Origin of the sequence: Streptomyces sp. NPDC051576, from assembly GCF_040681835.1 — a bacterium.
GTDB lineage: Bacteria > Actinomycetota > Actinomycetes > Streptomycetales > Streptomycetaceae > Streptomyces.
Genome location: NZ_JBFAZO010000003.1, coordinates 725883 through 746815 on the forward strand (window position 1 = coordinate 725883; position 20933 = coordinate 746815).

General features: G+C 70.1%; 20 protein-coding genes. 13 read left to right on the forward strand and 7 right to left on the reverse strand.

Annotation, left to right across the window (positions count from 1 at the left end; translation table 11 throughout):
- Nucleotides 1-56 precede the first annotated feature (56 nt).
- A complete protein-coding gene (locus AB0M63_RS13170) occupies nucleotides 57-1586 on the forward strand; it encodes a substrate-binding domain-containing protein (RefSeq protein WP_366019414.1) in 1530 nt (509 codons plus the stop codon).
- Between the two features lie 9 nt (nucleotides 1587-1595).
- Here AB0M63_RS13170 and AB0M63_RS13175 read toward each other — a convergent pair whose 3' ends face one another.
- Nucleotides 1596-2306 carry an SLATT domain-containing protein gene (locus tag AB0M63_RS13175; protein WP_366019415.1) on the reverse strand — a complete coding sequence of 237 codons (711 nt, stop codon included), beginning with the start codon at nucleotides 2304-2306 and terminating at the stop codon, nucleotides 1596-1598.
- Nucleotides 2307-2568: 262 nt separating this feature from the next.
- Between AB0M63_RS13175 and AB0M63_RS13180 the strand changes: the two genes are divergently transcribed.
- The 3 genes from AB0M63_RS13180 to AB0M63_RS13190 all read left to right on the forward strand — a co-directional run bounded on the left by AB0M63_RS13180 (nucleotide 2569) and on the right by AB0M63_RS13190 (nucleotide 4240).
- Entirely contained in the window at nucleotides 2569-2913 is a 345-nt protein-coding gene (locus tag AB0M63_RS13180) for a YbaB/EbfC family nucleoid-associated protein (RefSeq protein ID WP_355917924.1), read from the forward strand.
- Between the two features lie 72 nt (nucleotides 2914-2985).
- Complete coding sequence (recR, locus tag AB0M63_RS13185; RefSeq protein WP_355917927.1) at nucleotides 2986-3585, forward strand: recombination mediator RecR; 600 nt, start codon at nucleotides 2986-2988, stop codon at nucleotides 3583-3585.
- Nucleotides 3578-4240 carry a DUF5063 domain-containing protein gene (locus tag AB0M63_RS13190; RefSeq protein WP_355917930.1) on the forward strand — a complete coding sequence of 221 codons (663 nt, stop codon included), beginning with the start codon at nucleotides 3578-3580 and terminating at the stop codon, nucleotides 4238-4240. Before recR ends, AB0M63_RS13190 begins: the two co-directional genes overlap by 8 nt.
- A 6-nt stretch (nucleotides 4241-4246) precedes the next feature.
- On the opposite strand, the gene AB0M63_RS13195 is transcribed toward AB0M63_RS13190, so the two are convergent.
- Nucleotides 4247-4852: an ArsR family transcriptional regulator gene (locus AB0M63_RS13195; RefSeq protein WP_355917933.1), complete on the reverse strand. Its 606-nt coding sequence runs from the start codon at nucleotides 4850-4852 to the stop codon at nucleotides 4247-4249.
- A gap of 518 nt (nucleotides 4853-5370) precedes the next feature.
- On the opposite strand from AB0M63_RS13195, the gene AB0M63_RS13200 reads away from it, so the two are divergent.
- The 3 genes from AB0M63_RS13200 (at nucleotide 5371) to AB0M63_RS13210 (ending at nucleotide 8036) form a co-directional block, all read left to right on the forward strand.
- A complete protein-coding gene (locus AB0M63_RS13200) occupies nucleotides 5371-5772 on the forward strand; it encodes a peptidoglycan-binding domain-containing protein (RefSeq protein WP_355917936.1) in 402 nt (133 codons plus the stop codon).
- A gap of 609 nt (nucleotides 5773-6381) precedes the next feature.
- Nucleotides 6382-7407 carry a hypothetical protein gene (locus tag AB0M63_RS13205; protein ID WP_366019416.1) on the forward strand — a complete coding sequence of 342 codons (1026 nt, stop codon included), beginning with the start codon at nucleotides 6382-6384 and terminating at the stop codon, nucleotides 7405-7407.
- Between the two features lie 50 nt (nucleotides 7408-7457).
- Complete coding sequence (locus tag AB0M63_RS13210) at nucleotides 7458-8036, forward strand: Uma2 family endonuclease (RefSeq protein ID WP_355917948.1); 579 nt, start codon at nucleotides 7458-7460, stop codon at nucleotides 8034-8036.
- A 15-nt stretch (nucleotides 8037-8051) separates the two neighbouring features.
- Here AB0M63_RS13210 and AB0M63_RS13215 read toward each other — a convergent pair whose 3' ends face one another.
- Entirely contained in the window at nucleotides 8052-8774 is a 723-nt protein-coding gene (locus tag AB0M63_RS13215) for a sulfite exporter TauE/SafE family protein (protein ID WP_366019417.1), read from the reverse strand.
- A 142-nt stretch (nucleotides 8775-8916) separates the two neighbouring features.
- Here AB0M63_RS13215 and AB0M63_RS13220 point away from each other — a divergent pair, with 142 nt between their 5' ends.
- Complete coding sequence (locus tag AB0M63_RS13220; RefSeq protein WP_366019418.1) at nucleotides 8917-9417, forward strand: SgcJ/EcaC family oxidoreductase; 501 nt, start codon at nucleotides 8917-8919, stop codon at nucleotides 9415-9417.
- Here the strand turns inward: AB0M63_RS13220 and AB0M63_RS13225 are convergent.
- Nucleotides 9383-10681 carry a HAMP domain-containing sensor histidine kinase gene (locus AB0M63_RS13225; RefSeq protein WP_366019419.1) on the reverse strand — a complete coding sequence of 433 codons (1299 nt, stop codon included), beginning with the start codon at nucleotides 10679-10681 and terminating at the stop codon, nucleotides 9383-9385. The two genes, AB0M63_RS13220 and AB0M63_RS13225, sit on opposite strands and share 35 nt — an antisense overlap.
- The gene (locus AB0M63_RS13230) at nucleotides 10678-11370 is read right to left on the reverse strand and encodes a response regulator transcription factor (RefSeq protein ID WP_366019420.1); all 693 of its coding nucleotides are present in this window, start codon (nucleotides 11368-11370) and stop codon (nucleotides 10678-10680) included. Before AB0M63_RS13230 ends, AB0M63_RS13225 begins: the two co-directional genes overlap by 4 nt.
- Nucleotides 11371-11557: 187 nt before the next feature.
- On the opposite strand from AB0M63_RS13230, the gene AB0M63_RS13235 reads away from it, so the two are divergent.
- The 4 genes from AB0M63_RS13235 (at nucleotide 11558) to AB0M63_RS13250 (ending at nucleotide 16131) form a co-directional block, all read left to right on the forward strand.
- Nucleotides 11558-12829 carry an aspartate kinase gene (locus AB0M63_RS13235; protein ID WP_355917963.1) on the forward strand — a complete coding sequence of 424 codons (1272 nt, stop codon included), beginning with the start codon at nucleotides 11558-11560 and terminating at the stop codon, nucleotides 12827-12829.
- Complete coding sequence (locus AB0M63_RS13240) at nucleotides 12829-13896, forward strand: aspartate-semialdehyde dehydrogenase (protein WP_366019421.1); 1068 nt, start codon at nucleotides 12829-12831, stop codon at nucleotides 13894-13896. Before AB0M63_RS13235 ends, AB0M63_RS13240 begins: the two co-directional genes overlap by 1 nt.
- Nucleotides 13897-14374: 478 nt before the next feature.
- Nucleotides 14375-14950, forward strand: coding sequence for a SigE family RNA polymerase sigma factor (locus AB0M63_RS13245; protein ID WP_355918062.1), 576 nt, complete (start codon nucleotides 14375-14377; stop codon nucleotides 14948-14950).
- Nucleotides 14947-16131, forward strand: coding sequence for a DUF4232 domain-containing protein (locus AB0M63_RS13250; protein ID WP_355917969.1), 1185 nt, complete (start codon nucleotides 14947-14949; stop codon nucleotides 16129-16131). Before AB0M63_RS13245 ends, AB0M63_RS13250 begins: the two co-directional genes overlap by 4 nt.
- 50 nt (nucleotides 16132-16181) lie before the next feature.
- Here the strand turns inward: AB0M63_RS13250 and AB0M63_RS13255 are convergent, their stop codons facing one another.
- A complete protein-coding gene (locus tag AB0M63_RS13255) occupies nucleotides 16182-16976 on the reverse strand; it encodes an SURF1 family protein (protein ID WP_355917972.1) in 795 nt (264 codons plus the stop codon).
- A gap of 147 nt (nucleotides 16977-17123) precedes the next feature.
- Here AB0M63_RS13255 and AB0M63_RS13260 point away from each other — a divergent pair, with 147 nt between their 5' ends.
- On the forward strand, nucleotides 17124-18923 hold the full coding sequence (locus tag AB0M63_RS13260; RefSeq protein WP_366019422.1) for a prolyl oligopeptidase family serine peptidase: 1800 nt from the start codon (nucleotides 17124-17126) through the stop codon (nucleotides 18921-18923).
- Between the two features lie 69 nt (nucleotides 18924-18992).
- Here the strand turns inward: AB0M63_RS13260 and AB0M63_RS13265 are convergent, their stop codons facing one another.
- Nucleotides 18993-20882, reverse strand: coding sequence for an NAD-binding protein (locus AB0M63_RS13265; protein WP_366019491.1), 1890 nt, complete (start codon nucleotides 20880-20882; stop codon nucleotides 18993-18995).
- Nucleotides 20883-20933: the final 51 nt, after the last annotated feature.

The window sequence follows — 20933 nt, forward strand, 5'->3', positions numbered from 1 at the left end:
GTCGGTCAGCACCTCTACCCTGACCCCACGATCCGGCTGGGGAGCGGGGGCCCGCAGTGGAGTGGCTGAGCGCGGAGAACGTGGTCGCCGTGGGTACCGCGGTGCTCGGTATCGTCGCGTCCGGCGTGATGGTCTGGTACGAACGCCGGGTGCCGCGCCGCAAGCGGATCGGCTACCGCGTGCAGATGGACAACCCCATAGGCGACGACGTGCGTTCGGGCCGCGCCAACAGACGCCTCGGCCTCTTCGACGAGGTCCCCGGCATGAGCGACGCCACCCTCGTGCTGCTGCGCATCGAGAACGACGGCTCGCAGAGCATCGCCGACAACGACTACACCGGCCGCGAACTCCACGGCCTCACCGCGGTGTTCACCGACCGCACGATCCGCGGCGTCTCCGTCACCCAGCCCGTCGGCACCGACCACCTGATGGACCACTTCACCCCGGCGGCCGGCCTCGGCTACGACGGCAACACCCTGCGCATCCCGCGCGTCCCGCTCAACCGCGGCGACCACTTCAAGCTGCTGGTGCTGCTCTCCGGCGGCGACGTCGGCTGCGGCATACGGCTCATCGGCGGCATCCGCGACGGCGAGGTGCACCCCAACCGCAGCGCGACCCCGGACGAGACGCTGCCCCTGTTCAGCCGCGCCTCCCGGCTGATCACCATCATGCTCACGGTGTGCGTGGTGACCCTGGCGACGATCGTCGTGGCCCGCGACGACAACCCGCCCCCGATCGGCTGCGCGCGGGGCACCCTCACCGTCACCGGTTCGACCGCGTTCGCACCGGTCGTGGAGGAGGTCGCGAAGAAGTACGAACGGGACTGCGCGGGCGCGAAGGTCGTCGTCGACCCGCACGGATCGACGGCGGGCGTACGGGAGTTGGAGGCCACCGGACTCGCGACGAAGAAGGGCTCACCGGCCGTCGTGGCCCTGTCGGACGGCCCGAAGCCGAACGACATGCCCCAACTGCGCGAGAACCGGGTCGCGGTGTCGGTCTTCGCGATCGTCGTCAACGACGACATCCACCTCAAGAACCTGTCCACCGTGGACGTACGGCGCCTGTACCGGGGCGAGATCAGGAACTGGCGGGAGCTGGGCGGCCCGAACGTGGCCGTCCACCTGGTCAGCCGGGACGCCAACTCCGGTACGCGGCAGGTCTTTCAGCGCCGGGTGCTGAAACGCGGCGAGATCGCCAACTCCTCCGTCGACTGCGTCCACAAGGACGATCCGACGGCACCGGTCATCCGCTGCGAACTCGACTCCACGGACCAGGTGTTGACCCAGGTCGCCGAACTCCCCGGCGCGATCGGCTACAGCGAACTCAACCTCGCCTCCGGCGCCAAGGGCCTGCACGTGCTCACCCTCGACGGCCACACCGCGTCCGTGGACGCCATCGAACACGGCACGAGCGCCTACCCGTACCGCGAGATCGAGTACGCCTACACCTACGGCCGGCCCCCGGCCGACTCCCTCGCGTCGAGCTTCCTGACCTATCTGTCACGGGGCAACGGCCAGGACGTGATCCGCACCCACGGCCACATCCCGTGCTGGACGCCCGACGGCCTGAAACTCTGCGCCCAGTAGCCGCTCACCTCACCTCGGCTCGGGCGGCCGCTGCCGGGGCATGTTCGGCCGGGTGCCGCCGCCAGGCCCCGGTGGCATCGGAAACCTGCCCGGTACGACGGTCCCCTCCTGCCGCCCCCCGGCGGCCGCCGCCGACTGGATCCCCAGCGGCGCCGACCCCGTCCGGAACTCCACCATCCAGTCGGCCGTCTCCATCCGCACCAGCTCCGTCACGTCCTCGGAGAAGCGCCGCAGCACCCCCAGACACCGGTCCGCGGCCTCGCTCGCCGTGCCCTCCGCCGGCCCCAGGAACTCCCGCACCCCCTCCGACGCCCAGTCGAACTGGAGCACCTGAAGACGCCGCTGCACGGCCTGCGCCGTAGCCACGTCCCTTATCCACCCGGACGTCATCCCGAAGAACCGGTCCCCGGCCACGCACGCCGCCCCGAGCAGCAGCGCCAGATAGCCCCAGGCGGCCAGCCCGGCCACCGCCCCGGTCAGGTCGAGCAGCGGCAGCGCGGCCCCCGCCACCGCGCCCAGGGCAGCGCCGGTGCGCAGGGCCCGCGCCCCGCGCCGCTTCCACACCCGGTCGGTGAGATACCAGGCCGCCGTCTCCAGCGCCCCGCGCTCGGCCCACCGGTACAGCTCGTCCAGCCGGGCCGCGGGCTCGCCCCAGTCCCCGAGCGGAAACGCCCGCCCGGCCAGATCGCCACCCTCGGGCTGAATCTCCGGCTGACCCACCCGGCACTCCCTTACGTCGTGTGACACCTGATGCTGATGTGCCGGACCCTTCCTACCGCCCAATGGGTGGCGAAGAAGCTGGTTTCATCACTTTTCCGCCCGGAAGTGGGTCTTGATCAGGTATAGGACGCGAGAAAGACTCACTCGAAAGAGTGCTGGAGCGATGACTGCCCGGACCACGTAGGCTCGTGCCGAGCGGGGAAAACCCTCGCCCGGACAGCCGTACCCATGACTGACAGCCGTACGAAACCAGGAGCTGATCGTGATTCCCGGTGGTGGCCAGCCCAATATGCAGCAGTTGCTCCAGCAGGCCCAGAAGATGCAGCAGGATCTGGCGAACGCGCAGGAGGAGCTGGCGCGGACCGAGGTCGACGGACAGGCCGGCGGCGGCCTGGTGAAGGCCACCGTCACCGGCTCCGGTGAGCTGCGCGCGCTGAAGATCGACCCGAAAGCGGTCGACCCCGACGACACCGAGACCCTCGCGGACCTGATCGTCGCGGCCGTCCAGGCGGCCAACGAGAACGCGCAGACCCTCCAGCAGCAGAAGCTCGGCCCGCTGGCGCAGGGACTGGGCGGCGGCAGCGGTATCCCCGGTCTGCCTTTCTAAGACAGGCCGCGGCCAACTACGGTACGTACATACGCACCGACCGCACGACTCCAGGGAAGGGCAGGCAGTCCGTTGTACGAAGGCGTGGTCCAGGACCTCATCGACGAGTTGGGGCGGCTCCCCGGCGTCGGTCCCAAGAGCGCGCAGCGGATCGCCTTCCACATCCTCCAGGCGGAGCCGACGGACGTGCGCCGGCTCGCGCAGTGCCTGATGGAGGTCAAGGCGAAGGTCCGCTTCTGCGCGACCTGCGGAAACGTGGCGCAGGAGGAGCTGTGCGGCATCTGCCGCGACACCCGCCGCGACCCCTCCGTCATCTGTGTGGTCGAGGAGCCGAAGGACGTCGTGGCGGTCGAGCGCACCCGTGAGTTCCGGGGCAGGTACCACGTCCTGGGCGGCGCGATCAGCCCGATCGAAGGTGTCGGACCCGACGACCTGCGTATACGAGAACTTCTCGCGCGGTTGGCCGACGGTACGGTCACGGAACTGATCCTTGCCACGGACCCGAATCTGGAAGGCGAGGCCACGGCCACGTACCTCGCCCGCATGATCAAGCCCATGGGCCTCAAGGTCACCCGCCTGGCCAGCGGCCTCCCGGTGGGCGGAGACCTGGAATACGCGGACGAGGTGACCCTCGGCCGCGCCTTCGAGGGGAGACGACTCCTAGATGTCTGACGCCACACTGCACGCGACCGCCCCGGACCCCGACGACTTCGCGGTCCAGATCGCCGACCAGGTCGAGAGCTTCCTGGTGGCCGTGTCGGAGGTAGCGAAGGGGGAGGACCCCGACTCGGCGGTCCCCTTCCTCCTCCTGGAGGTGTCCCAACTCCTCCTGGCGGGCGGCCGGTTGGGCGCACACGAGGACATCGTCCCGGACGAGCGCTACGAGCCCGACCTGGGCCCGGAGCCGGACGTGGACGAACTCCGCGAGCGCTTCGCGGTGATGCTGGAGCCGATCGACGTCTACTCCGAGGTCTTCGACCCCTACGAGCCGCGCAAGGCCCCGGTCCCGGCCCGCATCTCCGACGACCTCGCCGACCTCATCACCGACCTCCGCCACGGCATGGCCCACTACCGCGCGGGCCGCACCACGGAGGCCCTGTGGTGGTGGCAGTTCTCCTACTTCTCCAACTGGGGCTCCACCGCGTCCGCGACCCTCCGCGCCCTCCAGTCGGTCGTCGCCCACGTCCGCCTCAACCAGCCCCTCGCGGAACTGGACGGCCTGGACACGGACCAGGGCGCGATGGGCGACGAGACGCTGGAGTTCGAGGCGGGCAAGGTGATGCTGGAGGAGATCGGCGGGCCGTTGGGGATTCGGCCGGCGAAGTAGGCCGGCCTATGCGGCCTGGTTCGGGCCGCGCAGCAGAGCTGTTCCCAGGGGCGTGATGGTGTGCAGTACCCGGGAGCCGTGGCGGTAGCTGATGATCAGTCCCGCATTCCGCAGCGCTGCGGTGTGCTGGCTCGCCGCCGCGGCGGAGACACCGGCGGCGCGGGCCAGTTCGCCCGTCGTGGCCCCGCCGGCAGTGACGCCCAGCATCAGGGCCCGGGTGCGCCCCAGCAGGGCGCTGAGCGGTGCGGTCGAGGAGAACAGACCGGGTGAGTCCAGCGTTTCCCGGTGCGGAGAGTAGACCAGGACCTGAGGCAGCGACGGGTCTGCCAGACACACAGGCGCACCCCAGCAGAAGTACGACGGCACGAGCAGCAGCCCTCGGCCGCCCAGCCACAGATCGCGGTCCTCGGCCGGATACTTCACGTGCAGGACCGGCGGTGCCCATCGCATGTGCGGCCCGAGGTTGGCCAGCAGCCCGTCCGGGCCGCCGTGCAGCATGGCCTGGCCCAGAACGGCACGCTCGCCGTCCAGGCATGCGCGGGAGTAGTCGTGGTAGGGCACGATGGCGGCCTCGTAGTACTGGCGCAGGCCGTGCGCCACGTCCTCGCGCATCCGGCGTTCCGCGAGGCGTGGTGCCCACGTCGGGGCCACCCCTTGCTCGGCGAAACGCCGGACCTCTTCCTGTATCCGCTCCGGTGGCGTGTCCTCGATCGCGGCAACCCCTGCCTCCAGCCCTCCTTGCGCTTCGAAAGGGTTCAGGAAGTCGGGGTAGTAGCCTCCTCTTGGGAAAATTGGCAGCAGAAGTTGCGTGACCATGCTCCTGAGATCCTTTTTGGCCAGCTGCTTTTGTGCATCGCCGAACCAGCCGGAGTACGCCCAGCGCCCTTCGGAGGATTGGAAGCGGATCAGACTGAGCCCGGTCTCCCACAGTGGGTCCGGCGCTGTCGCCATCTTGGTCCGGACTAAATCGGCATCCGTGAAATGAATGCGGAGCACGGCATTCCCGCCCTCTGCTCAACGACCTTTAATCGGCCCCTGGTTAAGGCACCGCTTAAAAGTGTAGCCCTCGCATACGTGCCGGTGTCAGCGTTGTCTCAGCCTTAAACGGACTGTTGAACGGGGGATAAGGGATGTCTTTCAGGACCCAAGTGGCGGCAGGCGTCACGGTCGCGGTCATCGTCGCGGGACTGCACGCCAACGGCTCCGGTTCGGCCACGACCAGCCCGGCTCCGATGGCCGTGTCCGCCGTGCGGAGCACCAAAGTATCCTGCGGCAACTACAACGGCGCGGCGCTCACCCGGGAAGGCGACGCCGGGGCCCGTGTACGGGAGGTGCAATGCCTGCTGGCTTTCCGGGGCTGGTTCGGAGCCGGCGTGAACGGTCGCTACGAAAAGAGCGTTTACTTGGCCGTTCGCGCGTTCCAGTCCTGGGATGATCTCCGGGGGTGCGCCATCCCCCTTAACGTCGACGGGATCGTCGACCCGCGTACATGGAACGCATTGCATTCCGGCGACGGGTGCCCAACTGGCTGACGCACAATGGCCAGTTCACAGTGGAGTGTCCTCCAAAAAATCCCGCAATTGCTCTGCCTCCACAAACGGCGCCGTAACCGTAGGCTCGCTGTACCACCGCAGCGGCCAGTTGTGCCCGCGTACTTCACCCGGCGCGAGCAGAAAGTACATCCACCGCCACCCGGTGACCTCGCAGACGATGGGCCCCGCGTCCCCGTCGGCCGCCTCGATGAGCTTCGCGGCGGCGACCTCCCCTCGTACGCCCTCGATCCGTACGGCGTCGAAGTGGACGCCGCTGACGCGGAGTTCATCGCCGCAGTTCAGCCCGGAGCTTGAGCCCCGGGCTCCGAGCTCTTCTCTCTTGGTTTTTTGGGTTCTGGGTGGGTGAAATTCCGACCCAACCAACCAAGCCCGTACGCGAGTTGAGGAGGGTTTAACCCGAACGGGTGACCTTCCGTGATCAGCTTGCGTCGCCACGCGAAGTGACTCTAGGTTCGCGGCAAACAAGCAAATAGTTCGGCCCCGGTCGGTGCGCCAACACCGGCTCCGGGGCCTGACCTACGTATCGAATGAGGCTCGATCGTGGCTTACGCCCAGCCTAGCCCTGCCCTGCCGTCCCCGTCGCACCCCATGGCCAAAACGGGGTACGGGAAACGCGCCGTAGGTGACGAAGTCCCGCACACCGACCCGGACTTCGCACACCTGAGCCCCCGCGACGCCGAGATCGCCACCTTCGTAGACCATCTCGAAGACGGCCACGCCATGGGCTACAAGGCGATCGCGGCGGCACACCCCCGCTACGGCCAGCAGGCCGTCCGTGTCTCGCTGGGCCGTATCTCCCTCGCCGGCCATCTGCGCTGGATCAAGGAGCACATCACCGTCGAGGACAACTCGATGCGGTGGGTGACCCGGACCTACTGGTCGCGTATCGCCAGGTCGGTGGAGTGGTGGGCGGACTTCGCGCGGGAGCGTGACGGCAAGGACGTGAGCGAGCGCTACCAGTCGGGCCTGGCGCGCACGGACGAGCCGATGGAGCCGGAGACGTCGGCCGCCGTAGAGGACAGGGCCGCCGAAGAGCCCTCCATCGCCTACCTGACCCTCGCCGAACTCCGCGCCGCCGACCGCCGTATGCCCCTGTCCGACGCCGACTGCCGGGCCCTCGAACCCCTCGCCGCCGACTGGCTGTCACGCGGCGCGACGCCGAACGACGTCATCCGAGCCCTGACCGACGGGCTCCCGCCCGCCGTCACCAACCCGGGCGGACTCGCCCGCAAACGACTGGAGGACAAGTTGCCCCCGAAGAAGGCCAAGCTGCGCCAGAAGGCCGCTCGCCCTGCCCGTGTGACCCGCGTGATCATGGCCTGCGGTCTGTGTGACGCGGACGAGCGGACGACGGAGATCGTCAGCGGGCTGTGCCGCGAGTGCCTCGCGGAGATCGAGGCCGAGGGGCCCGTGGTCGTCCGCGGAGCCGTCCCGGAGACCTTCCTGCCCGGTCGGCGAGGGGGAGGTGTGCCGGGCCCGCGCACAGAAGATCTGCCGGAACCGTCTACGGAGAGCCTGCCCAGCCGGCGTACGGGAACTCTGCCAGGTGCCGACGAGGTGATCGACGTCACCGACCGGGTCGACGCGCTGCGGCGCGCGGCGGGGCTGCGGTGAGCGTGCAGGACATGCCGGTCGGGGCACCATGGAGTCGAGGAGGCGACGCCATGACCCCCAGGACCGGAGACCGGCCCGAGATGTCCGTCGAGGAGTTCGAGGAGCTGGAACGCCATGCCCCGGAGACCGTGCGGCTGGAGTTCATCAGGGGAAGGGTCCAGGTCAAGGCCGTGACCGATGGCAATCACGACCACATCATCGCCTGGTTGCAGAGGCTGTGCATGCAGCATCGTCCTGAGCTCTGGCTGTACGGGGAGCGTGGCATGAAGGTCGAGCGCTATCGCAAGGGGCGGGCGCGTCCGGACGGCCTTCTCGTACCGTTCGGATTCCCCCTGGGGCACGGGGACTGGTCGGATGCGGAAGGCGCGCTCATGGCGGTGGAAGTCACGTCGTACGACTCCGACACCCACCAGCGCGACCGGGTCGAGAAGCCCGACGCGTATGCGGCCGCAGGCATCCCCGTCTACCTCCTCATCGACCGTGAGGACTGCTCGGTCGTCGTGTTCAACCAGCCCGAGGACGGCCGCTATCGGCACGAGGAGAAGCTGCCCTTCGGCGCTACCGTCAAGATCCCCGACCCGGTCAACCTCACCCTCGACACCGAGCCCCTCAAGGAGTTCGTGGACTGAGCACCACCCCAACAGTCACAATCCCCAGACCCCCTTACCCACCGCCGTGACCCCACCCGCCAACGCCAGCGACAACACCAGCAACCGGGCCCGCGGCTCGGGTATCCGCCCCGCGAGCCCTCGCCCGATCACCGCCCCCACCACCAACGCGCCTGTGACAACGGCCCATTGGGGCGTACGCAGGCTCGGCAGCCCGTTCGCCGCGACCGAGAACGCGTTGACCACGACCCCGTAGAACTGTGCGTTCGGCACGAACTCCCGTACCGTCCAGCCCGCGTTGACGGCGTACAGGGAAATGGGCGGCCCCCCGACCCCCGCCGCCGCGTTCATGAACCCGCCCGCCGCACCCGCCGCGACCGCGCCCCTCGTGCCGCGCAGGGCGGCGACGCGGGCACCCCGCATGACCAGCAGCACAGCCACCGTCACCAGGCCGCCCATGACCAACATGAGGGCGGGCGGTGGGAGTTGGCGGGTCATCCACGCGCCCGCCGGCACGGTGCAGACCGCCGCCGCGCACAACGGCACCATCGCCCGCGCCCGCACCTGTCGCCAGCCACCCGCCAGGCCTACGACACTGATCGCCCCGGCGGCACAGTTGGCGAGGACGACTCCCTGCGCAGGGCCGAGCAGCAGGACCAGGGCGGGTACGGCGACCAGGGCGAAGCCCATGCCGGTGAGCCACTGGACGCTCGCGCCGAGCAGCACGATGCTGGCCAGCAGTATGTCGCCGCCCGTCATGACGTCCCACCGTGATCAGGTTGTCGCAACACGTTAATTGGCTTGGCCCTTCCTCAGTCCTGTACGTCCCCTGCACGGACGCTAACCGCCCCGAAGCCAGTCTGGAGTCATCCCAAAAAGCACCAGTACAACTGGAGTTGAGATGACCCGCCGGTCCATGAGCAAGCGTGCAGCCGTCGTCACCGTCACCACCGTCCTGGCCCTCGGCACCGTCGGTACCGTCGCCGCGACCGCCGGGCCGCGGGGCGACGACAAGCCGAGCAAGAAGCAGATCGCCGCTCTCTTCGACGGCTGGAACGCCGCGTTGAAGACCGGTGACCCGGACACGGTCGCGAAGCGGTACGCCCCCGACGCCGTGCTGCTGCCCACCGTGTCCAACAGGATCCGGACCGACCACGCCGGGATCGTCGACTACTTCGAGCACTTCCTGGCCAACAAGCCGGTCGGCAAGAAGGTGGAGACGATCGTCAATGTTCTCGACAGCAACTCCGCGATAGACACCGGCATTTACGAGTTCACCCTCACCGACCCGGACACCGGCGCGAAGCGTGTCGTCGAGGCCAGGTACACCTACGAGTACGAGAAGCGCGGCCGCGACTGGCTGATCGTCAACCACCACTCCTCGGCGATGCCCGAAGGCTGATCGCCACCGACAGGCCGCCGCCGGGCGCGTCCCGCAGCGTCACCGTCCCGCCGTCGTCCGTCACCAACTGGCGTACGACGGCGAGCCCCAGGCCCGAGCCGGTGCGCCCGGTGAGGCCCTGGCCGCGCCAGAAGCGGTCGAAGGCACGGGACTTGTCCGCGTCGGACATGCCGGGGCCCTCGTCCACCACCGACAACTCCGTCTCTTCGCCCCGAGATTGAGCCCGGACCGTGATCGTCGCGCCGTCCGGCGACACCTCCAGGGCGTTGGAGAGCACGTTGTCCAGGACCTGTTCGAGATGACCGGGACTGGCCAGCACAAGGGGTACATGCGGCCGACCGTCGGCCACTTCACCCCTGAGCGCGATGTGGACTCCGCGCTCGTCGGCGGCCGGTCTCCACACGGAGAGGCGTTCGTCCACGATCTCCTTCAGCGGCAGCGGTTCCGCCGCCGTCACCTTCGCCTCGGCCCGCGCGAGCACCAGCAGGCCGTTGACGAGGCGGCTCATCCGGACCACTTCCGCGGTCGCCTGCTCCACGTCCTCCCGGACGAACTCGTCGTCCGTGCCGTCCGCGATGTTGTCCAGCGAGAGCCGCAACGCGGTGAGCGGGGTGCGGAGTTGGTGCGAGGCGTCGGCCACGAAGATGCGCTGCGAGGCGATCAGGGTGTCCAGGCGTTCGCCCGCCTGGTTCAGCGTCTTCGCCAGCGTCCGCGTCTCGTGCGGGCCCGTCACCGGCGTACGGGCCGTCAGGTCGCCGTCGCTGAACCTGCTCGCCATGTCGTTGAGTTGGCGCAGCGGGCGGGTCAGACGGCGGGCCACCAGCGCGCCCAGGACGGCCGCCACCGCCAGCACCGCGAGCGCGAGGATCGCCCGGAAACCCCAGATGCGCCACAGGCGTCGGGTCAGGTCAGAGGTCGGGTAGGTGATGCGTACGGCGCCGACGGTGTGGCCGTCGCGCTTCGCCGGCTCCGTCACCTCCAGCGCCCCGTCGCCCCAGTGCGTCGCGGTCTTCGCCCGCGCGGCAGGCAGTACCTCGGCGGTGCCGGGGGTCTCCTGTGCGTACGCCACCACCATGCGGTCCAGCGCGGCGCGCGAGGCGGCGTCACCGCTCAGCAGCAGGGCCATCGTCCTGGCCTCGCGCCGCACGGACTGCTCGGTGTCGCCCCGGAGTTGGGAGGTGAGGGTGAACGCGACCGGCACGGTGAACGCCGTCAGCGCCACCGCCACCAGCAGGACGTAGCTGACGATGAGCTGCCGGATCATGACGGCGACGATCCGGCCGAGGTCCCCGGTACCTCCAGTCGGAAGCCCACGCCCCGCACCGCCTCGATCGTGATCGAGCCCGCCAACTTCCGTCGTAGCGCCGCCACATGGACGTCGAGCGTCTTCGTCGGGCCGAACCAGTTCGCGTCCCAGACCGCTTCCATGATCTGCTCGCGCGACATCAGCGCGCCCGGCTCCTCGGTGAGGAACGACAGCAGGTCGTACTCCTTGGGGGCGAGCGGCACCTCCTCGCCGTCGAGGCGGACCCGGGCGGCCTTGCGGTCGATGGTGAGGCGGGGGCCGTAGCGGTCGGGGCCGGACTCGGACGACGTACGGGGTTGTGCGCGGCGCATCACCGCCCTTATCCGGGCGATGACCTCCCGCACCCCGAACGGTTTCGAGACGTAGTCGTCGGCGCCCAGTTCCAGGCCGACCACCCGGTCCGTCTCGTCGCTGCGCGCGCTGATCACGATGATCGGTACGTCGCCGCGGAGGCGCAGCGCCTTGCACACGTCGAGGCCGTCGGTGTCCGGCAGGCCGAGGTCGAGGAGGACGACGTCGTAGGGGCCGGTGTGGCTCAGGGCCGCGCCGCCCGTGGTGACCCACTCCACCTCGAAGCCGTAGCGCAGCAGTCCGCGTCGTAGCGACTCGGCCACCGGTTCATCGTCTTCCACCAGAAGTACGCGCACCCGGCGCACCTTAGTGCTTGAAACCTAATTCACAGGGGGCCCTTGTGACGCTCGGCACTTTTCCCGCACCCCCTGAGTGGGCATGCGCTGACCTGGGCGTCCGAATCTCACGATGCGATACCGCGGAAGCGAATTTCGGGCGCTCGTTAAACTGAGCCGACACACCAGGACTGAGCGAGGAGCGCACGTGGGCCTTGTCGTGCAGAAGTACGGAGGCTCCTCCGTAGCCGATGCCGAGGGCATCAAGCGCGTCGCCAAGCGAATCGTGGAAGCGAAGACGAACGGCCACCAAGTGGTCGTCGTCGTTTCCGCGATGGGCGACACGACGGACGAGCTGATCGATCTCGCCGAGCAGGTATCACCGATGCCCGCCGGGCGTGAGTTCGACATGCTGCTGACCGCCGGAGAGCGGATCTCCATGGCGCTGCTGGCCATGGCGATCAAAAACCTGGGCCACGAGGCCCAGTCGTTCACGGGCAGCCAGGCAGGCGTCATCACCGACTCGGTCCACAACAAAGCCCGGATCATCGATGTCACGCCGGGCCGCATCCGGACCGCGCTGGACGAGGGCAACATCGCCATCGTCGCCGGGTTCCAGGGCGTCAGCCAGGACAAGAAGGACATCACCACGCTGGGGCGCGGTGGCAGTGACACCACCGCCGTCGCGCTGGCCGCCGCGCTCGACGCCGAGGTGTGCGAGATCTACACCGACGTCGACGGTGTGTTCACCGCCGACCCGCGTGTGGTGGCGAAGGCGAAGAAGATCGACTGGATCGCCTTCGAGGACATGCTGGAGCTCGCCGCCTCCGGCTCCAAGGTGCTGCTCCACCGCTGTGTGGAGTACGCCCGCCGATACAACATCCCGATCCATGTGCGGTCCAGCTTCAGCGGACTTCAGGGCACGTGGGTCAGCAGTGAGCCGATTGGGGACCAGAAGGTGGAGCAGGCCATCATCTCCGGTGTCGCGCACGACACCTCCGAGGCCAAGATCACGGTCGTCGGCGTGCCCGACAAGCCGGGCGAGGCCGCGGTGATCTTCCGGACGATCTCCGACGCCCAGGTCAACATCGACATGATCGTGCAGAACGTGTCGGCTGCGTCCACGGGCCTCACGGACATCTCCTTCACCCTCCCCAAGGCGGAGGGCCGCAAGGCCATCGACGCCCTGGAGAAGAACAAGGACGGCATCGGCTTCGAGTCGCTGCGCTACGACGACCAGATCGGCAAGATCTCCCTGGTCGGCGCGGGCATGAAGACGAACCCCGGCGTCACCGCCGACTTCTTCACCGCCCTGTCCGACGCGGGCGTCAACATCGAGCTGATCTCGACCTCCGAGATCCGTATCTCGGTCGTCACCCGCGCCGACGACGTCAACGAGGCCGTCCGCGCCGTGCACACGGCGTTCGGCCTCGACTCCGACAGCGACGAGGCCGTCGTCTACGGAGGCACCGGCCGCTGATGGCCACGACCGGAGCGACCGTGCGTCCGACGCTCGCCGTGGTGGGAGCGACCGGGGCCGTCGGCACGGTCATGCTCCAGATCCTGTCCCAGCACGCGGACATCTGGGGCGAGATCCGCCTGATCGCCTCCCCGCGCTCGGCCGGCCGCAAGCTGGCCGTGCGCGGGGAGCAGGTCGAGGTGGTGGCCCTGACGGAGGAGGCCTTCGACGGGGTCGACGTCGCGATGTTCGACGTACCCGACGAGGTCTCCGCCCGGTGGGCGCCGATCGCCGCCGCCAAGGGCGTGGTGGTCGTGGACAACTCCGGGGCCTTCCGGATGGACCCCGAGGTACCCCTGGTGGTCCCCGAGGTCAACCCGCACCAGGTGCGCCGGCGCCCGCGCGGGATCATCGCCAACCCGAACTGCACGACCCTGTCGATGATCGTCGCCGTGGGCGCGCTGCATGCCGAGTTCGGGCTGCGCGAGCTGGTGGTGTCGTCGTACCAGGCGGTGAGCGGGGCCGGCCGGGCCGGGGTGGACACCCTGCGCCAGCAACTGGCCCTCGTCGCCGGTACGGAGCTGGGCACCAAGCCCGGTGACGTACGGCGGGCCGTCGGGGACAACACGGGGCCGTTCCCGGAGCCGGTCGCGCTGAACGTCGTACCGTGGGCCGGTTCGCCGCGCGAGGACGGCTGGTCCTCGGAGGAGATGAAGGTGCGGGACGAGACCCGCAAGATCCTCGGGCAGCCCGCGCTGCCCATCGCGGTGACCTGCGTGCGCGTCCCGGTGGTCACCACGCACTCGCTGACCGTCCACGCCCGCTTCCAGGGCGAGGTCACCGTCGACAAGGCGCGTGAGATCCTCGCCACAGCCCCTGGGGTCGTCCTCTTCGACAATCCGGCCGCCGGGGAGTTCCCCACACCGGCCGACGTGGTGGGCACCGACCCGACCTGGGTGGGGCGGCTGCGCCGGGCGCTGGACGACCCGACCGCGCTCGAACTCTTCGTCTGCGGGGACAACCTGCGCAAGGGCGCCGCGCTCAACACCGCGCAGATCGCCGAGCTGGTGGCGCGCGAACTCGGGTGAGTGCAGGCCGCACCTACCCGGCCCGGCCGTAAATCCGCTGGCCAGTGCCGTACGGATTTGTAGGATCAGTGTGCGCGATGTGGCCGGATTAATGGTGGAGACCACTTGAATCCGGCCACCTTCGCGTCCGAAGATTTCACTCCCCGCTCTCCGCAACCGCGCGGCGAGCGGGGAGCGTCTTTGCGGACGCCCTTCAGGTGGGCGCGGGGATGTGGCCAGAGCGTGGGGACGCCCTGGACATTCGTGACATAGGGGAAGAGCGGGTAGGCATGAGGGTGTTCGAAGCACTGTCGGTTGTGCTGCCTGACACCAGACGGGTAGGTGGACTGTCTGTTTCGTCTGACGTAAATGTGACGGCCGACGCGTACAACCCCCAAGGGGGGAAGCGTGTCCAACTGGCGTGGCTCAGGTACTCGACTTCACCGCGGCACGTGGCACGGCCCTACGGCCTCCGCGTGGATCCCGTGCGCCCGGCGGCATGCCGGTGATCGCGCCGATGCCCGCTGCGCGGCCCACCCGCATCCCGAACCAGCGCGACGGTGTCGACGACGCCGTCGCGGCCGGAACGACGGTCGACCACCTCACCGAGACCTATCGGGCGCACTACCGCTCGCTGCTCGGCCTGGCCGCACTCCTCCTCGACGACACCGCCTCCTGCGAGGACGTCGTCCAGGAGGCGTTCATCCGGGTCCACTCGGCGCGCAAACGCGTCCGTGACCCCGAGAAGACCCTGGCGTATCTGCGCCAGACCGTCGTCAACCTCTCCCGCTCGGCCCTGCGCCGCCGCATCCTCGGCCTCAAGCTCCTCTCGAAGCCGATGCCGGACATGGCCAGCGCGGAGGAGGGTGCCTACGACCTGTTGGAGCGCGACTCCCTCATCAAGGCGATGAAGGGGCTGCAGCGCCGCCAGCGCGAGGTCCTGGTCCTGCGGTACTTCGCGGACATGACCGAGGCGCAGGTCGCCGAGTCGCTCGGCATATCGCTGGGCTCGGTGAAGGCGTACGGCTCCCGCGGCATCGCCGCCCTCCGGATCGCGATGGAGGCATCGGCATGAGCGACAACGTCGACGAGCCGGACACCCGGCGCGAACCGGCTTGGGCGCGCAAGGAACAGCCGAACGAATCACACGCTGGGAACGGAACTGTGAACCACGGCCCCGACGAACAGAGCCCCACCGGGCCGAGCCTCGACGGGCACATCCCTGACGGGGAGAACCCCGAGACCCCCGAGAGCGGCGAGGGGTTCGACCCGGACGAGCTGGCGTTGCGGCGGCTGCTGCATCAGGCGGTCCAGGAGGTCGAGCCGCGCGACGGCGCTCTGGACCACCTGCGCAAGGCGGTGCCCGCCCGCCGGGCCCGCAAGCGCCAGGCCGTCGTCGGCATGGCGGCCGCCGCCCTCTTCTTCGGCACCGCCATCCCGGCCCTCGTGCACGTCTCGAACTCCACCGGCTCCAACCCGGACCCGTCCATCGCGGGCAACAGCTCGCAGGCACAGGGCGGCACCAGCCAGGGCAAGAACCCGGACGGCGGTTCCAGCACCTCCGGCGGCTCCTCGGGGCAGGCCTCGCAGAACCCCGGCGGTCACAAGAACGGCGGCACGGGCAAGGCCCCGGGCGGCGGCACCGTGAGCGCCAACCCTTCGGCCAGCACCGGGACGACCGCCTCCGTCTGCACCGCCGAGCAGCTCGGCGCCAGCAGCTCGACCGTGGACGCCCCCGACACGGGCGGCACGGTCTACGGCACGTTCAGCGTCACCAACACCTCCGGCACGAGCTGCACCGTCGGCGGCGTCGGCACCGTGGGGTTCACCGCGCAGGGCGCCGCGGACAGCACCAAGATCAACGTGGTGCGGCACGGCTCGGGGGACGCGGCGTCCGGGCTGCCCGACCCGTCGACCGAGGTTTCCGCACTCGTGCTGGCACCGGGCGCCGCCTACCAGATCAAGTTCGCCTGGGTGCCGTCCGAGACCTGCCCCACGAGCGGTACCACCACGGGCGGCACCACCACCGGCGGTACGACGGCCAGCCCGTCGCCCAGCGAGGACACCAGCACCAGCAGCGGGTCCACGACCGGCGACACCGGTACGTCCACCCAACTGGTCCGCGAGGACGGCACGCTCGACGGCAGCGTCCAGGTCTCCCACACCGCGGAGGCCGGCTCGCCGACGGTCACGGCCGTCGTGTCCAACGCGTGCGCGGGCACGATCTACCGGACGGGCGTGCTGTCGGGATCGTAGGCCGGTCCGCCCTGGGTCGGGTCGGGGGACCCGGCGCCGCGGGCTGACGGTCAGACGGTGACGTGGGCGGCTTCTTCGCTCTCGTCCTCCGGCACCAGCCCGAGTTCCGCGTCCCGCGCGAACTCCACCTCACGCCGCAGCAGCCGGAACCACATGAAGACGACGAAGCCCGCGAAGACGAACCACTCGCCGGTGTAGCCGAGGTTCTGGAACGCCTTCAGGTCGAGACCGGTGTTCGCGGGCGCGGTCGCCGGTACGGCCTTCATCCCCGACTCGCCCTTGTCGAGCGTGATCCACGCGTCGTACACGGGGTACGGCACGAGGTTCACCAGCGAGGCCGCGCTGATCGCCGCGGTCTGGCCGGACGGCAGCCCGCCCTGGGCGCTGACGCCGTTGTCGCCGGGAGTCTCGGAGGCCTGGAGCGAGCCGGTGACGGTGACCTCGCCGGCCGGCGGCGCGGGTGCCTTCGCGGCGTCCGGTGTGCCGGGGAGCCAGCCGCGGACGACGGGCAGCGCCTTGCCGCCGTCGGTGCGCAGCAGGGTCAGGACGTAGTAGCCGTTCTTCCCGTCCAACTGGCGGTCGGGGACGAGGAGTTGCTTGCCGTACCGGCCGGTCGCGGTGGTCTGCCGGCCCGAGGTGTCCTGGTCGACGGGCAGCAGTTGGGTGAGCGGGCGGGCGGCCTCCGTGCGGTCCGTCTCCACCTGCCGGGTGGCCTGGTGGCTGCTGTCCACGCGCGCCTGGAACCGGCTGAGCTGCCACGACCCCATGAAGATGCAGAAGGGGATGGCGAGCAGTACGAAGACGTTGATGCCCCACCAGCGCGATGTCAGCAGAAACCGGTACACGCTCCCACGGTACGGGGCTCCCGTAGGGGTCTCGGCCCGGGGGTCCGACCGGGCCTCGGCAATGCCCGGACCGGGTCTTGGTCGAAGTTATCCACAGGCTGAGGATCCGACCAGTGCAATGTCTGTGAGGGCGGGCAGTATGGGGCCATGACTGAGAGCAACAGGTCCGAGACCACACCGGACTGGGAGAAGCGCTTCAGGGCGCCCCGAGTGTCCCTGCCCGACTGGGCGGAGGACGCACCCGACCGTTCCCTGTTCGTGTCGAACGCGACAGGGACGTATGAGCTGTACGCCTGGGACCGGGCGACGGGCGAGCAACGTCAGGTCACGGACCGGCCGAACGGCACGACGGACGGTGTGCTCTCCCCGGACGGGGAGTGGATCTGGTGGTTCGACGACAAGGACGGCGACGAGTTCGGCATCTGGCGCCGCCAGCCCTTCAAGGGCGGCCCCGACGAACCGGCCGTCCCCGGCCTCGACGCCTCCTATCCGGCCGGGCTCGCCCTCGCCCGGGACGGCCGGACCGCGGTCGTGGGCCGCTCCACGGACGAGGACGGTACGACGATCCACCTCGCCCGCACCGGCGACGAGACCACGTTGCTCTACCGCCACCGCGAGTCGGCGGGCGTCGGCGACCTCTCGCACGACGGTTCGCTGATCGCGATCGAGCACACCGAGCACGGCGACGCGATGCACTCGGCGCTGCGCGTCCTGCGCCCGGACGGCACGGTGGTCGCCGACCTCGACGACACCAAGGGCGGCACCGAGGAGCTGGGCCTTGAAGTGCTCGGCTTCGCACCCGTCGACGGCGACACCCGCCTCCTCATCGGCCATCAGCGGCGCGGCCGTTGGGAGCCCCTGGTGTGGGAAGTGGTCAAGGGCGGCGAGACGGACCTCGACCTGGACCTGCCCGGTGACGTGAGCGCCGAGTGGTACCCGGACGGCTCGGCCCTCCTCGTCGCGCACAGCTTCGAGGCCCGCAGCGAGGTGTTCCGCTACGACCTTGCCTCGGGCGCGCTGGTGAAGGTGCCGACACCGGTCGGTTCGCTGTCGGGCGTCACGGCCCGGCCGGACGGCAGCGTCGAGTACCTGTGGTCCTCGGCCGCCGAGCCGTCCACCGTGCGCTCGACGACGGGCGAGGTCGTCCTGGACCCGCCCGGCATGAAGTCGCCCGGCTCGGTGCCGGTCGAGGACGTGTGGGTGGAGGGCCCGGGAGGCCGGATCCACGCCCTGGTCCAGAAGCCGGCGGGTGCCACGGGCCCCCTCCCCACCGTCTTCGACATCCACGGCGGCCCGACCTGGCACGACAGCGACTCCTTCGCGGCGGGGCCGGCGGCCTGGGTAGACCACGGATACGCGGTGGTCCGGGTCAACTACCGCGGCTCGACCGGATACGGGCGCGCGTGGACGGACGCCCTGAAGTACCGGGTCGGTCTGATCGAGCTGGAGGACATCGCGGCGGTCCGGGAGTGGGCGATCACCTCGGGCCTCGCCGACCCCGACCGGCTGATCCTCACCGGCGGCTCCTGGGGCGGCTATCTCACCCTCCTCGGCCTCGGCACCCAGCCCGACGCGTGGACACTGGGCATCGCGGCGGTGCCGGTCGCCGACTACGTGACGGCGTACCACGACGAGATGGAAGCCCTGAAGGCCATGGACCGCACCCTCCTCGGCGGCACCCCCGAGGAGGTCCCGGCCCGCTTCGCGGCGTCCTCCCCGCTGACCTACGTCGACGAGGTCACCTCCCCGGTCTACATCTCGGCCGGGGTCAACGACCCGCGCTGCCCGATCCGCCAGATCGACAACTACGTGAAGCGCCTGGAGAAGAGAGGCGCCGTGCACGAGGTGTACCGGTACGACGCGGGGCACGGGTCACTGGTGGTGGACGAGCGGATCAAGCAGGTGAGACTGGAACTGGACTTCGCGGCGCGGCACTTGGCGAAGTAGGCCAGGACGCCCGGGAGTTCGCGTACTCCTGGGCACCTGCGCGGAGCGGGGATCCGAGGTCCCCGCTCCCTACGTCCCGGCCCGATCCCGGGGCCTGCGCCCCAGCAACTCCGCCAACCCCCGCCGGGTCGCCGCGAGCACAACCCTGTCCGAGCCCCGCAGGACATACGTGTCGGGAAGATCCCACACCAGCCCCGACCGCCGTACGTCCTCCGAGGCGTCCCGTGTCGCCGTGTCCAGCGCCAGCACCCGCCAGGACCCGGCACGGAACGCCTCGGCGACCGTCTTCCCCTCCAGCTGGGGATGCCCGCCCACGCTCATCGCCGCGAACAGCAGCACCCGCCGCTCGACGGGGATGGCGCCCAGGATCTGCCGCCCCATCATCGCCCCGGCGAACGCGGGCGCGGCCAGATGGGACACGCTCCGGCTCCGGGTCAGGGCGTGCGGGTGGGCGGCGCGCAGGGTGCGGTACACGGCGGTCGCGAAGTCGTCGTCGTACAGCCTCAGTACGACCCGCAGATCGGGCCGTACGGACCGTGCGTACAGCACCGCTTCGAGGTTGGTGGTGTCGGAGCTGGTGACCGCGAGCAGGGCGTGGGAGCGGTGGACCTTGGCGGATTCCAGGACGCCCTCCTGGGTGACGTCACCGAGGATCACCGGCACCCGCAGCCGGCGCGCGACCGCGAGCCCGCGGGCGTCGGGGTCGGCCTCGACGCACACCACGGGGATGTTGAGTTCCCGCAGCCGGGTCAGCACCCGGGTGCCGATCTTGCCGAGGCCGAGCAGCACGACATGCCCGCCGAGCCCACGCGGCGGCTTGCGCAGCGCGGACGCCGTGCGGAAGGTGCCGAGCGCCTCAAGGACCGCCGCCAGCAGCACCGGCAGCATCAGCAACCCGACGAGACCGGAGAGGAGTTGGAGGATCTGCCGCCCCAGGGACGCCCCGATCGCGGGGTCGTCGATCGCGAACAGGTCGAGCAGCGTCAGATAGAAGGCGGTCAGCGGGTGGATCTTCGTCACCAGCCACAGCGAGACGGCGAGCGCGATCACGCACGCCACCATGCCCGCCAGCGACCAGCGCAGCCGTCGCGAGAAGAGGGAGGAGAACGGCGGTACGACACCGCCCCCGCCCCCGCGTCCGCCCGGCAGTTGGGGTCCGGCGTACGACACCTGTTCCAGGACGACGGTGCCGCGCCCGGTGGCCGAGGCGACGGCCGCCGCGTCGGGCAGCAGGCGCGGTCCCTGTTCGCCCATGCCCTCGGAGCCGTCCGCGCCGGCCGGGTCGCTGCTGGTCGCCGACAGCAGGGCCAGCGTGGCCAGTCCGGGGTCGGCGACCTGCCCGGGGCCCGGCGGCGGCCGTTCCACCGCGCGCAGCAGCAGCCCGTCGGTCTGGACGACCTTGCTGGTACCGGCGAGCGCGGTGGCGGCCAGCGCGGGCGCGGCCGTGTCGGCGTCGGAGAGCACGGTGGTGGACGCGTCGAACCCGGACCCGCCCTCCTCGCCGGTCGCCAACGCGGCCGCCTGGTCGAGGAGTTCCTCGATGTGCTGGCCAAGGCGTCGGTTGTAGAGGCGGAGCACGAGCCGGATGCGGGGGTTGAGGCGGCGGGCGGTGAGGGCGGCGCGGATGTTCGTCTCGTCGTCGTCATGGACGAGGGCCAGCGCGGTCGCTCGCTCCACACCGGCCTCGGCGAACACCGCCTCGGTCAGCTCGGCGACCTCCAACACCCGCTCCCCGCGCGGGGGTTCGGGTGCGGCGGGGGTACCGTTGCCGTTCGCCCGGGCCACCGCCGCGTTGACCCGGTCGAGCAGGGCCACCGAGGCGGCCCGCGCGCGGCCGACCACCGGAGGGCGGGCGGTGGCCTCGGAGAGCGGTACGACGAGGGTGATCTGCTCGCCGTAGACACTGCGCAGTTCGGCGGCGAGCCGGTGGGCGAGCGCGTCGTCGCCGCACACCACCATGTGCGCGCGGGTGGTGCCCGGCGGGGTCTGATTCGGAACGCTGCTCGCCAC